9 protein-coding genes and 2 tRNA genes are annotated in these 12,282 nt (G+C 73.1%); 7 read left to right on the top strand and 4 right to left on the bottom strand.

Going from position 1 to position 12,282, the window contains the following annotated elements; all coding sequences use genetic code 11:
• The first annotated feature begins 126 nt into the window (after nucleotides 1-126).
• The 4 genes from ACFY0O_RS30295 to ACFY0O_RS30280 all read left to right on the top strand — a co-directional run bounded on the left by ACFY0O_RS30295 (nucleotide 127) and on the right by ACFY0O_RS30280 (nucleotide 3,348).
• On the top strand, nucleotides 127-738 hold the full coding sequence (locus ACFY0O_RS30295; RefSeq protein WP_388952473.1) for a lytic polysaccharide monooxygenase: 612 nt from the start codon (nucleotides 127-129) through the stop codon (nucleotides 736-738).
• A 26-nt stretch (nucleotides 739-764) separates the two neighbouring features.
• Nucleotides 765-2,483: an AMP-binding protein gene (locus ACFY0O_RS30290; RefSeq protein ID WP_388952471.1), complete on the top strand. Its 1,719-nt coding sequence runs from the start codon at nucleotides 765-767 to the stop codon at nucleotides 2,481-2,483.
• A gap of 50 nt (nucleotides 2,484-2,533) precedes the next feature.
• Nucleotides 2,534-3,217: a hypothetical protein gene (locus ACFY0O_RS30285; protein ID WP_388952469.1), complete on the top strand. Its 684-nt coding sequence runs from the start codon at nucleotides 2,534-2,536 to the stop codon at nucleotides 3,215-3,217.
• 57 nt (nucleotides 3,218-3,274) lie between these two features.
• Nucleotides 3,275-3,348: transfer RNA gene (locus ACFY0O_RS30280), tRNA-Lys, on the top strand.
• Nucleotides 3,349-3,440: 92 nt separating this feature from the next.
• On the opposite strand, the gene ACFY0O_RS30275 is transcribed toward ACFY0O_RS30280, so the two are convergent.
• Nucleotides 3,441-4,199 (bottom strand): IclR family transcriptional regulator C-terminal domain-containing protein, encoded by a 759-nt coding sequence (locus tag ACFY0O_RS30275; RefSeq protein ID WP_358895552.1) that lies wholly within the window; start codon nucleotides 4,197-4,199, stop codon nucleotides 3,441-3,443.
• 248 nt (nucleotides 4,200-4,447) lie between these two features.
• On the opposite strand from ACFY0O_RS30275, the gene ACFY0O_RS30270 reads away from it, so the two are divergent.
• Both ACFY0O_RS30270 and ACFY0O_RS30265 read left to right on the top strand, forming a co-directional pair.
• The gene (locus ACFY0O_RS30270) at nucleotides 4,448-5,620 is read left to right on the top strand and encodes an LLM class flavin-dependent oxidoreductase (RefSeq protein WP_388952466.1); all 1,173 of its coding nucleotides are present in this window, start codon (nucleotides 4,448-4,450) and stop codon (nucleotides 5,618-5,620) included.
• 277 nt (nucleotides 5,621-5,897) lie between these two features.
• Nucleotides 5,898-7,604, top strand: a complete 1,707-nt coding sequence (locus tag ACFY0O_RS30265; protein WP_388952464.1) for a glycosyl hydrolase family 18 protein — start codon at nucleotides 5,898-5,900, stop codon at nucleotides 7,602-7,604.
• Nucleotides 7,605-7,686: 82 nt separating this feature from the next.
• On the opposite strand, the gene ACFY0O_RS30260 is transcribed toward ACFY0O_RS30265, so the two are convergent.
• Nucleotides 7,687-9,636 (bottom strand): putative bifunctional diguanylate cyclase/phosphodiesterase, encoded by a 1,950-nt coding sequence (locus ACFY0O_RS30260; protein ID WP_388952462.1) that lies wholly within the window; start codon nucleotides 9,634-9,636, stop codon nucleotides 7,687-7,689.
• Nucleotides 9,637-10,044: 408 nt separating this feature from the next.
• Between ACFY0O_RS30260 and ACFY0O_RS30255 the strand changes: the two genes are divergently transcribed.
• Complete coding sequence (locus ACFY0O_RS30255; RefSeq protein ID WP_388952458.1) at nucleotides 10,045-11,244, top strand: M6 family metalloprotease domain-containing protein; 1,200 nt, start codon at nucleotides 10,045-10,047, stop codon at nucleotides 11,242-11,244.
• A gap of 81 nt (nucleotides 11,245-11,325) precedes the next feature.
• Here ACFY0O_RS30255 and ACFY0O_RS30250 read toward each other — a convergent pair.
• Together ACFY0O_RS30250 and ACFY0O_RS30245 are read right to left on the bottom strand one after the other, a co-directional pair.
• Nucleotides 11,326-11,399, bottom strand: a tRNA-Lys gene (locus ACFY0O_RS30250).
• Entirely contained in the window at nucleotides 11,390-11,995 is a 606-nt protein-coding gene (locus ACFY0O_RS30245; protein WP_388952455.1) for a bifunctional DNA primase/polymerase, read from the bottom strand. The genes ACFY0O_RS30250 and ACFY0O_RS30245 overlap by 10 nt, the downstream gene beginning before the upstream one ends.
• Between the last annotated feature and the right edge of the window lie 287 nt (nucleotides 11,996-12,282).

Raw genomic sequence — 12,282 nt, 5'->3', positions numbered from 1 at the left:
GGGCACCCGCACCCGCACCCGCACCCACACACGCACGACCAGCCACGCAAGCCACACGAGCCACACAAGCCACACGCGCAGTACGAGCCCCGCCAGGCTCTCCCCCCACACCCAAGGAGCAGCATCATGCGTCCCTTCCGCATACCCGGACGCGCCGCCGGCGCCACCGCGATCGGTGCCGCCCTCCTCGCCGGCGCGACCCTGTTCACCGCCCCCACCGCCAGCGGCCACGGCTACACCGACACCCCCATCAGCCGCCAGAAGCTCTGCGCCAACAAGACCGTCCCCGACTGCGGCCCCATCCAGTGGGAGCCGCAGAGCGTCGAGGGCTACAAGGGCTTCCCGGCGGCCGGCCCCGCCGACGGGCAGATCTGTTCCGGCGGCCACGGCGAGTTCGCCCAGCTCGACGACCCCCGGGGCGGCACCTGGCCCGCGACCAAGGTGAACTCCGGCCAGCCCTTCGACTTCCGCTGGCAGTTCACCGCCAACCACTCCACCACCGACTTCAAGTACTACGTCACCAAGAACGGCTGGGACCCCACCAAGCCCCTCACCCGCGCCTCCCTCGACCCCCAGCCCTTCCTCGTCGTCCCCTACAACGGCGGCCGCCCGGACATGACCACCATCCATCGCGGTGCCATGCCCGCCGGCAAGAGCGGCCGGCACATGATCCTCGCCGTCTGGACCGTCAACGACACCGCGATGGCCTTCTACGCCTGCTCCGACGTTCAATTCTGACGCAACGTCAGTTACCCTCCGGCGGCATGCGGACGACGACCGACACCGATCCCGGCCCCGAGACCGTCGCGGAGCTCATCGCACGCCAGTGGGGCGACCACCGGCCCGGGCTGAAGTACGGCGCGGAGGCCGGGGCCGGGGCCACCCGGACGCCGGCCACCGTCCTCACCCGCCACCGGACCGCCCAGGAGGCCGCCGCCCGCGCCGCGCTGCTCGCCGACCTCCTGCCGCCCGGAGCGGAGCCGCACGTGGGGGTGCTGCTCGACAACACCCCCGAGTTCCCCTTCTGGCTCGGCGCGGCGGCCCTCGCCGGGGCCGCCGTCGCCGGGATCAACCCCACCCGCCGCGGCCCCGAGCTGGCCCGCGACATCCTCCACACCGACTGCCGCCTCCTCGTCACCGAGCCCGCCCACCTCCCGCTCCTGCGCGGCCTCGACCTGCCCGGCGTGCGGATCCTCGTCACCGGCACCGAGGAGTACGAGGCCCTGCTCGCCCCCTACGCCGCCGCCAAGCCCGGCGAGGCCCACGTCCGCCCCGGCGGCCCCCGCCCCGACACCCGGCTGCTCCTCTACTTCACCTCCGGCTCCACCGGCGCCCCCAAGGCCGCCATCTGCAGCCAGGGCCGCCTCGCCGGCGCGGGCCAAGCCCTCGCCCGCCAGTTCCGCACCACCCCCGACGACGTCCACTACGTCTGCATGCCCCTCTTCCACGGCAACGCCGTCATGGCCTGCTGGCTCCCCGCCCTCGCCGCCGGCGCCCCCGTCGCCCTGCGCCGCCGCTTCTCGGCCTCCGCCTTCCTGGACGACGTACGCGGCTACGGGGCCACCTACTTCACCTACGTCGGCCGCGCCGTCCAGTACCTCCTCGCCACCGCCCCCCGCCCCGACGACCACGAGCACACCCTGCGCCTCGGCTTCGGCACCGAGGCCGGAGCCGTGGACGCGGCCCGCTTCGAGGAACGGTTCGGGGTCCGCCTGGTCGAGGGATACGGGGCCACCGAGGGCGGCGCCTCCGTCCAGCGAACCCCCGACACCCCGCCGGGCGCCCTCGGCCGGGCCGGTGCGGGCGACGACCTGGCCGTCGTCGACCCCGAGACGGGCCGCGTCTGCCCCCCGGCCCTCCTGGACGCGCACGGCCGCCTGCGCAACGGCGACGAGGCCATAGGCGAGCTCGTCAACCGCGGCCGCGGCCGCTTCGAGGGCTACTGGCGCAACCCCGAGGCCGAGGCCGCCCGCACCCGCGCCCACTGGTACTGGACCGGCGACCTGTTCTTCCGGGACCCGGACGGCTTCCTCTACTTCGCGGGTCGCACCGACGACCGGCTGCGCGTCGACAGCGAGAACCTGGCCGCCGCGATGATCGAGAACATCCTGGCCCGCTGGGAGGCCGCCGCCGCCGTCGCCGTGTACGCGGTCCCCGACGAGGCGGCGGGGGACCAGGTGATGGCCGCCGTGGCCCTGCGCGAGGGCGCGTCCTTCGACCCGGAGGCCTTCGCCGCCTTCCTCGCCGCCCAGCCGGACCTGGGCACGAAGATGGCCCCGCGCTACGTCCGGATCCTGGGCGCCATGCCCGTCACGGCGACCAACAAGGTCCACCGGGCCGGCCTGCGCCGCACCGGCTTCCTGTGCCCCGAGCCCGTCTGGCACCGCGTCGCCGGGACCTACCGCCCGCTCGACGGGCCGGCCCTGGAAGCGCTCCTCTCGGCGTACGAGGACCGGGGGCGCCGGGACCTCCTGGAGCGCTGACCGGAACCGGAGGGGCCGCGCGGCCCTCTTCCCCGGGGAGGGGGTTTCCCATGACGACCACATCACGCACCACGCCACCCGCCGCGCCGTCCGCCGCGAAGGCCTGGACGGCCGCGGCGGCCCTGGTGCTCAGCGTGGCCCTGGCGGCCTGCGGCACCCAGGCGGCGGGCCGGGCGGCCCCGCCGCCGCCCGCCCCCCTCCCGTCCGCCACGCCCTGCGCCCCGCCCGCCGCGAACCCCCCGACGGAGGAGGACCCGGGCACCCCCCAGCCCCCGACGGACGAGGACCCCGGCACCCCGCAGCCCCCGACGGAGGAGGACCCGGGCACCCCCCAGCCCCCCACCGACGAGGACCCCGGCACCCCCCAGCCCCCGACGGACGAGGACCCCGGCACCCCGCAGCCCCCCACCGACGGTTCCGCCCGGCCCTGCTCCGTGGTGGACGGCTGGTACGACATGACCGGCGACTTCGACACGTACTACGCCCGCCACCGCACCCGCGCCGACTCGCTCATGCCGCCCGGCAGCCTCAAGGAGGTCCGGGTCCGCAAGGAGGGCGGGAGCTCCGAGGCCCGGGTCGTCTTCACCACCCGCTCCGTCGGCAAGGGCCTCGGTGAGGACGCCCGCCGGGTCGCACAGGTCTTCGCGGACTGGCGCCACGAGGTCTACGGGGACACCGGCACGGTCCGGGTCCGCACCCCCGACGGCGCCGAGATCGCGGCCCTCACCTGGTGACCGCGGAACCGGTTTGGAGCACCCCTGGGGAGCAGGTAGTATTTTCTCTGTCAGCAAGCGCCGCTAGCTCAGTTGGTTAGAGCAGCTGACTCTTAATCAGCGGGTCCGGGGTTCGAGTCCCTGGCGGCGCACCTGATCTTCGGGCGGTTTCCGGTTCACCGGGAACCGCCCGAAGTGCTTTCCGGGCCGGGTCGGGCCGTGCCTGGCCGGAGCGGCCCCCCGCTCAGAGCGTGAGCGACAGCAGCAGCGGCGCGGCCTTCCGGTTCAGCTCGTCGGCCGCGGCCCGCAGCCGGTGCGCGTGCTCGACGGGCATGGACAGGGCCAGGCAGCCCACGGCCGCCCCCGCCGTGATCGGCACCGCCGCGCAGACCGTGCCCACGGCGTACTCCTGGAGGTCCAGCACGGGCACCGTGGCCGGCTGGCTGTCCAGCTTGGAGAACAGGATCCGCTCGTTCACGATCGTCTTCGACGTCAGCCGGGCGATCTTGTGGCGGGACAGGTGGTCGCGCCGGCCGTTCTGGTCGAGCTGGGTGAGCAGGCACTTGCCGACCGCGCTGGCGTGCGCCGCCGAGCGGAAGTCGACCCACTCGTGGACCTTGGGCGTGCGCGGACTGTCCGCGAACTGGGTGATCCGGACCTCGCCGTCCACGTAGCGGCTGATGTAGACGGCCGCGCCGACGGAGTCGCGTAGCCGGTCGAGGGTGTCCTGGAGCTTCTCCTGGAGGGCTTGCCGGCGGTCGGACCCGGACCCGAGCAGGACGAGGGAGTCCCCTATGGCGTAGGCACCGTCGGAGACCTGGAGCACGTATCCCTCGCGGCGCAGCATGAGCAGCATCGGGGTGAGATGGACCGCGGGCAGGCCGGTCTCACGCGCGATCTGCACGTCGGTCACACCGCCGGTGTGCCGCGAGATCGTTTCGAGTACGCGCAGGGCGTACTGCACCGAGTGGAACGGCGCGGTCGGCTCGGGCTTCAGCGCCACGGTTTCCCCCTACCAGGTTGTTACCGCTTGCTCTACCACGATAGCCATCAAGAGGCCCACGTGGAGCGTCTGTTGATGAGATTGATGGCTTAATCAAGCCCTCCTGACCTGGTCTAACCGCTTGGCATATGCCACGGTCATGGGCCTGTCCCGGTCTGCCGGGAATGCCCGGCGGGCGGTCTCCGTTCCCCTTCTCCGTACGGGCGCCCGGTGGGGCGTACGAGCCGGACGGAACGGGAGCGACGACGATGAGCGACACCGAGGCCACGGGCCCCGAGGGTAGGGGACCCGACGCGGGCGGAGCCGGCGCGACGGGGCCCGGCGCGCCCGCCCCCGGCGCACCGGAGGCCGCCCCCGCCGACCCCGTGCGCGGGACCGTCCGGGGTACGGCGCCGGTGCCGCTGTCCGTCCTCGACCTGGTCACCGTCGGCGCCGGCAGCACCGCCCACGCCTCCCTGCGCACCAGCGTGGCGATATCCCGGCTCGCGGAGTCCCGCGGCTACCACCGGCACTGGGTCGCCGAGCACCACTCCATGCCCGGGGTCGCCAGCTCCTCCCCGGCGGTGATCCTGGCCCACCTCGCCGCGCACACCTCCCGCATCCGCCTCGGCTCGGGCGGGGTCATGCTCCCCAACCACGCGCCGCTGGCCGTCGCCGAGCAGTTCGGCACCCTGGAGGCCCTCGCCCCGGGCCGGATCGACCTCGGGCTGGGCCGGGCGCCGGGCACTGACCCCCGTACGGCCGCCGCGCTGCGCGGGCCCGGACGGCTGGACGAGGCGGCGGACGAGTTCCCCCGGCGGCTCGCGGAGCTGACCCGCTTCCTCGACGACGACTTCCCCGACGGGCACCCGTACGCCCGCGTGCACGCCGTGCCCGGCCCGGTGCAGGGCCCCGCCGCCCGGCCCCCGGTCTGGCTGCTGGGCTCGTCCGGCTTCAGCGCCCGCCTCGCGGGGGAGCTCGGACTGCCGTTCGCGTACGCCCACCACTTCTCCGCCGCCGGCACCCTGCCCGCCCTCGACCTCTACCGGCAGAGCTTCCGCCCCTCGGCCGTGCTCGACGCCCCGTACGCCCTGATCGGGGTCTCGGCGCTCGCCGCCGACACGGAGGCGGAGGCCCGCGCCCAGGTGCTCACCGGGGCGCTGTCGATGCTGCGGCTGCGCAGCGGCCGGCCCGGGCTGGTGCCGACGCCCGAGGAGGCGGCCGCGTACCCCTTCACGCCGCTGGAGCGGGAGTTCACGGACGGCTGGCTCGCGAACATCGTCCACGGCACCCCCGACGAGGTCCGCTCCGGGCTCGACGCGCTGGTGAAGCGGACGGGCGCGGACGAGCTGATGCTGACCGCGAACGCGCACGGCGGGGCCGCCCGGCTGCGCTCGTACGAGCTCGTCGCAGATGCGTACGGCATGCCCGTGACCGCCTAGTTCCGGACTCGATTCCCACCGGACGGCAGGAGAACGGGGTTTGGCTGGTTTGTTGCCGAAAGCTTGCCGGAGCATGACCTAAGGCAGCCTTAAACCGCTCGTCACCCGGGGTGGCGGGCGGTTTCTGCTGTGCTGTCACGCCTCTGACGAGGGGATTTACCGCCCCAGTGGTCTAGTCCTTGTTTGGTCCAAACCATTGACTGGGGTGTGCCGTGATCGCTATCACTTCTCTCACCCGAAGCTGATGCCCTCCCCTCCCACCCCCCGGAGGCAGTTCATGCACATCCGTAAACCCCTCGTCGCGGCCGCCGCCACGGCCGCGCTGGCGGCCGGGGCCCTGGCCGCCTTCGCGGGAATCGGCACCGCCCAGGCCGCCGGTGCGACCACCGCCTCCGCAGCCGCCGCCGGCGGCGGCGTGCGGATCGCGTACTACGACCAGTGGAGCGTGTACGGCAACGCGTTCTACCCCAAGCAGCTGGACACCCGGGGCATCGCGGGCAAGCTCGACGTCATCAACTACTCGTTCGGCAACATCCACCCCACCGACCTCACCTGCTTCGAGGCGAACAAGGCGGCGGGCGACGACAACAACCCCAACGCCGGTGACGGGGCGGGTGACTCGTACGCCGACTACAGCAAGTCCTTCGGCGCCGCCGACAGCGTCAGCGGGGTCGCCGACAAGTGGGACCAGCCGATCGTGGGCGTCTTCAACCAGTTCAAGCAGCTGAAGGCCAAGTACCCCAACCTGAAGATCAACATATCGATCGGCGGCTGGACCTACTCCAAGTACTTCAGCGACGCGGCCAAGACCGACGCCTCCCGCAAGAAGTTCGTCTCCTCCTGCATCGACCAGTACATCAAGGGCAACGTTCCCAAGGCCGACGGCTACGGCGGCCCCGGCACGGCGGCCGGGATCTTCGACGGCATCGACATCGACTGGGAGTACCCCGGCTCCTCCGGCGGCCACCTCGGCAACCACTACGCCCCCGAGGACAAGCAGAACTTCACGCTGCTGCTCAAGGAGTTCCGCGACCAGCTCGACGCCTACGGGCAGGCCAACGGCGGCAAGAAGTACCTGCTGACCGCGGCCCTCCCGGCCGGCCAGGACAAGATCAAGTACATCGAGACGGACAAGATCGGTTCGTACCTCGACTACGCGAACATCATGACGTACGACATGCACGGCGCCTGGGACGGCGACGGGCCGACCTACCACCAGTCCCCGCTGCTGAACTCGGCCGCCGACCCGACCGACCCGATCGCGCCCGGCACCCAGAAGTACGGCATCAAGAACGCCATCGACTCCTGGCTCGACGGCAACCCGGCCTACGGCATCGCGGGCGGCTTCCCCGCGAACAAGCTGACCCTGGGCTACGAGTTCTACTACCGCGGCTGGAAGGGCGTCCCCGCCGGGACCACCAACGGCCTCGCCCAGCCCGCCACCGGCCCCTCCGGCGCCCGCCCGACCTCGCAGCAGGCCGGCATCGCCAACTACAAGGAGCTCGGCGGCATCGTCGACAACCCCGCCACCACCTTCTGGGACGACCAGGCCAAGGCCTCGTACTTCTACAAGGACGGCGAGTTCTTCACCGGCCTGAACCAGAAGTCCATCCAGGCCCGCGTCGACTACGGCAAGAGCCGCGGCCTCGCCGGGGCGATGATGTACTCCCTGCTCGGCCTGGACGACAAGACCACCCTGCTGAACCAGATCAACGACGCCCTCGGCGGGACCACCACGCCCCCCACCACCCCGCCGACGACGCCCCCCACCACCCCGCCCACGACGCCCCCGACCACGCCGCCGACCACGCCCCCGACCACGGGCTGCGGCAGCACCCCCGCGTACGTCGCGGGCCAGGTCTACACCGGCGGCAGCGAGGTCGCGTACAACGGCCACAAGTGGAAGGCCCAGTGGTGGACGCAGAACGAGGTGCCCGGCACCACCGGTGAATGGGGCGTCTGGAAGGACCTCGGCGCCTGCTGATCCCCCCACCCGGCGCCGAGCGCCGGCCGCCCCCGCGCCCCTTCCGGGCCGGGGGCGGCCGTGCGCCCCGGGCGTGCGGGCCTCAGAGCCCGGAGACGTCCGGCCGGGCGCTGATCATCTCGGCGATCCGCTCCGGGGCCACCGCGCGCGAGTACAGCCAGCCCTGACCGGTGTCGCAGCCCACCCGCCGCAGCCGGGCCGCCTGCCCGGCGGTCTCCACGCACTCGGCGGTCACCGTCAGCCCCAGCCGGTGCGCCAGCTGCACCAGGGCCTCCACGATCGTCTCGTCCGCCGGGTTCGGGTGCGTGCCCCCCTCGTAGCGGAAGCCGCGCACGAAGGACCCGTCCAGCTTCAGCACCGACACCGGCAGCCGCGACAGGTAGGCCAGGTTCGAGTACCCGGTGCCGAAGTCGTCGATCGCGATCCGCACGCCCATGTCGCTGAGCGCCTGGAGCGCCTGCAGGGGCCGCCCCGCCGAACCCATCACCGCAGACTCCGTCAGCTCCAGCTGGAGCAGCTGCGGGGCCAGCCCGGTCTCGGCGAGGATCTCCGCCACGTCCCCCACCAGGTCGGAGTCCCACACCTGGCGCACGGCCACGTTCACCGACACGAACACCGGGGAGTCGCTGGGCTGCTCGATCTGCCAGCGCCGCGCCTGCCGGCAGGCCGTGCGCAGCACCCACTGGCCCAGTTGCACGATCGACCCGTCCTCCTCGGCGATCCCGATGAACCGATTCGGCGTCAACGTGCCGAACTGCGGGTGGTTCCAGCGCACCAGGGCCTCCACCCCGCGCACCACCCCGCTCTCCAGGTCCACCAGCGGCTGGTACTCCAGCTCGAACTCCCCGCCCTCCACGGCCGGGCGCAGCGAACTGGAGAGCGCCTGCCGCGTCATCCGGTGCGCGTTGCGCTCGGGGTCGAAGAGGGTCCAGCGGGCCTTGCCGTCGGCCTTCGCCCAGTACAGGGTCGTGTCCGCCGCCTGCATCAGCCCCGTCGCCGACGTCCCGGCGGCGTCCCGCTCCACCACGCCGATCGACGCGGACACCGAGAGCCGCTGCCCGGCCAGGTCGAAGGGCTCCTGAACGGCGGCCAGCACGCTGCGCGCGAGCTCCGCGAGCTGTTCGGTGCCGGTGGAGTCCTCGACCAGCAGCGCGAACTCGTCGCCGCCGAGCCGGGCCACGAGGTGCCCGCCCGAACGGCCGTAGCCGGACTGGTCGGCGCAGTGCGTCAGCCGGGCCGCGACGGCGGTCAGCAGCCGGTCGCCGACCCGGTGGCCCAGGGTGTCGTTGACGGCCTTGAACCCGTCGAGGTCCAGGTAGCACAGGCCGATCCGGCCCGTCCCGCCGCTGCCGTACGCGGAGGCCTCCAGGGCCGCCGAGAGCCGCTCGAAGAACAGCGCCCGGTTGGGCAGCCGGGTCACCGGGTCGTGCATCTGGAGGTGGCGCAGCCGGGCCTGGAGGTCGCGCCGGTCGCTGATGTCGGCGACGGACAGCAGCACGTCCGGGGTGCCGGGCACGGGGCCCAGGGTGACCTCGGTCCAGAGCGAGTGCCCGTCGGGATGTTTGAGGCGGCGGGTGCAGCGCAGCCGGGCCTGCCGCCCGCGCAGCACCTCCTGGTAGGCCTGCCAGGTGCGGGCCTCGGCGGCCAGGTCCACCAGGTCGGCGGCGCACTGCCCGGTGAGCTCGTGCGGCTCGCCGCCCAGCAGGGTGGCCAGCGCCCGGTTGGCGGCGATGACGTCGCCGTCGCGGCCGACGAGGGCCATGGCGAGGTGCGCCGCGTCGAAGGCGGCGCGGTAGTCCCGCGTGTCGCCCGGCGCCGCGCCGCCGATCACCCCGGCCGCCCTGACGTCGGCACCGGTGCCGGCGGCGGCCCCGGCCTCGGCCCTGACGGGGTCGCCGGCCGGGGCGGCGGCCGCGAGCCGGGCCGGCGGCGCGGACATGCCCGGCACGGCAGGCACTGCTGGGTGACGCTCCGTAAGGGCCGATCGGATGCTGTCGGCCGCCGAACCGGTTCCCTCTGAGCTTCCGTTCACCCTTGGCTCCCGCAGTGTTCGTGAGTGTCGGTGCAGGAAAGTGTGCCGATCATAGAGGCTGTCGGAGGCCCTATCCAGCGGCGTCGCCGTGTGGGGCACGGGCCGTCGCCGTGCTGACGTTCCGTCGGCCGCTCCCTGACGCTCCGTCGGACGTCGGCGGGTGACCGATTCCGCACATCCGTGAGCACGCCGGTCCCAGGTCTGATCCCGGGTGACCGGTCGTGACGTTCCGTACGTGCGTGCGTCAGTCCCGGAGGTCACCGGCTTGCCGTAGTGCTCACTCGTGTGGGGCAGGGGAACGGTGCATAAATAAGACAATCACCTCAAGGTGGATGGAACAGGACGAATCCACCACCGGAGGTCGATGTGCCGCGACAGCTGACACCCGGGGGAGTGGACCGCTCCCGCATGCGAAGTACGGCGGCCATCCTCACCTCGATGACGGCGCTCGCCGCCATGTCACTCGTCGCGGGACCCGCCGTGGCCGCGAGCCCCGCCACCGGCGGGCCCTGTGCGCTGACCCGCACGGCCGCGCACCACTCCCTCGGCCTGGACACCTGGAACCGGGCCTACCCCAAGCCGGTGCGCACGCTCAACGCGGTGATGGTCTTCCTCTCCTTCCCCGACCACCAGACCGCCGTCACGCCGAAGGAGCTGGCCGCCGACTACTTCCCGGCGACCAGCGACTTCTTCGAGCGCGCCTCCTACGGCCGCTTCCGGCTGGTCCCGCACCCGCAGCAGCAGTGGATCCGGATGCCCCGCCCGTCGACCGCCTACGGGATACAGCGCGACTGGGCCCCGGACGCCCGGGCCGCCTACCTGCGGGACGCGGTGGCCGCCGCCGACCCGTCGGTGGACTTCAGCCGGTACGACATCGTGTACTTCGTCGCCGACCCCAACGCCCCGGGCGTCGACTCCGACGCCACCAAGGTCGTCAACTTCGACCGGCCCCTGCGCGCCGACGGCACCGACCTGAGGCGGATCGTCACCGTCTTCGAGCGGCACCCGCCGGACCGCAACGTGCTGGCGCACGAGACCGGGCACGTCTTCGACCTGCCCGACCTCTACCACCGCCCGACGGACGGCAAGGGCGACTGGGACACGTACGTCGGCGACTGGGACGTCATGGGCAGCCAGTTCGGGATGGCCCCGGACCTGTTCGGCTGGCAGAAGTGGAAGCTGGGCTGGCTGGACGCCTCCCAGGTCGACTGCGTGCGCTCCGGGACCTCCCTGCACACCCTCCAGCCGCTCTCGCAGCCCCTGCGCCCCGGAGCCACCGGCGGCACCCGCCTCGCGGTGATCCGCACGGGCCCCGGCGGCGCGATCGCGGTCGAGGCGCGGGGCTCCGCCGGCAACGACGGGGACACCTGCACGGAGGGGGTCCTGGTCTACCGGGTCCGCAACGAGGCGGCCTCGGGCGGCGGCCCCATCGAGGTGCTGGACGGCCACCCCCGCACCGAGGCCTGCTGGGACCGCTCGGTCTACCCGCCGCTGGCGGACGCGCCGCTGGAGGTGGGGGAGACCTTCACCGTCCCGGGGGAGCACATCACCATCGAGGTGGCGGACCGGACGCTGTCGGGGGCGTACACGGTGAAGATCACGACCTGAGGGCGGAGGCCGGAGGCCGGAGGCCTGAGCGTGGACACGAAGAAGGCCCCCACTCGATGAGTGGGGGCCTTCTCCCGTCTGTGCGCCGCCAGGGACTCGAACCCCGGACCCGCTGATTAAGAGTCAGCTGCTCTAACCAACTGAGCTAGCGGCGCCTGCTGACGTCGTAGACATTAGCATCCGCGTCCGCCGGACCGGAAATCGATACCGGGGCCGGACCCCGCGCGGCGTGCAGGAACGCCCACAGCAGACAGTCGGGGCCGGGCAGCCAGGGCAGTCGGGTGTCCGGGGCCACCAGCCACCGGGAGGGCCCGGAGCCGGGCCGCAGCGGGGGCACGGTCACGGCGTCGCCGTGCCCGTGGCACAGCGGCGCCGGGGCCGGCGCGGCCGGCCCCCACTCCTCCCAGGCGAGCAGCGCGGGGAGCCGGTGGGCGGTACCGGGGGAGGCGAAGAGCAGCATCCGCCCCCGGTGCACGGCGGCGGGCCCCGACCCGGGCCCGCGCTCCCAGAGCAGGTCGAGCATCCGCCGGCCCAGCACGAGCGGAACGTTGACGACGTCGAAGGCGGTCCCGCACGGCAGCACGGCCTGCGCGTCGGGCCGCCCCTGCCACGCGGCGAGGGTGCTCCCCGGGTGCGCGCAGGCGGAGGCCAGCCAGGCGGCACCCTGCGGGGTGACCTGCGTGGCGGGCGCGGTGCGCGCGTCGATGCCGTCGAGGGCGGGGCGGGTGGCGGCCGTCGTCAGGATCGTCATATGCCAATGTCTACCGCGCGTAGTGTGTCGGTTCCCACGAGTTACCGAAAACCGGGACGGGAGGGGGGTGGATGCGGTATTTTGCCCGGCGCTCGGGCGGTGGTGGGGGTGGGGGTGGGGCGGTACGGGACAGCGCAGCGGTGTGGGGGAGGGGCGGGATCCCGGCGGGCGGTCTCACAGCAGGGTTGGGGCTTTCCCGGCAGTCTTCGTTTTTCCGGGGCGGGACGGTCTGTCAAGGGTGGCCGAAGGCCATCGCGAAGCGACGCGACGAAGGAGCGCCCTTGACA

Origin of the sequence: Streptomyces sp. NPDC001594, from assembly GCF_042893675.1 — a bacterium.
In the GTDB taxonomy this organism is placed as follows: Bacteria; Actinomycetota; Actinomycetes; order Streptomycetales; family Streptomycetaceae; genus Streptomyces.
Note: the sequence above shows the minus strand (reverse complement) of the source record. Positions and strands in the feature narration are given on the sequence as shown.

Excerpts from the sequence above, each read along its gene's own strand:
- ACFY0O_RS30265 (WP_388952464.1), top strand. The coding sequence starts at position 5,898 with ATGCACATCCGTAAACCCCTCGTCGCGGCCGCCGCCACGGCCGCGCTG.
- ACFY0O_RS30285 (WP_388952469.1), top strand. The coding sequence starts at position 2,534 with ATGACGACCACATCACGCACCACGCCACCCGCCGCGCCGTCCGCCGCG.
- ACFY0O_RS30255 (WP_388952458.1), top strand. The coding sequence starts at position 10,045 with ATGCGAAGTACGGCGGCCATCCTCACCTCGATGACGGCGCTCGCCGCC.
- ACFY0O_RS30245 (WP_388952455.1), bottom strand. The coding sequence starts at position 11,995 with ATGACGATCCTGACGACGGCCGCCACCCGCCCCGCCCTCGACGGCATC.
- ACFY0O_RS30290 (WP_388952471.1), top strand. The coding sequence starts at position 765 with ATGCGGACGACGACCGACACCGATCCCGGCCCCGAGACCGTCGCGGAG.
- ACFY0O_RS30270 (WP_388952466.1), top strand. The coding sequence starts at position 4,448 with ATGAGCGACACCGAGGCCACGGGCCCCGAGGGTAGGGGACCCGACGCG.
- ACFY0O_RS30295 (WP_388952473.1), top strand. The coding sequence starts at position 127 with ATGCGTCCCTTCCGCATACCCGGACGCGCCGCCGGCGCCACCGCGATC.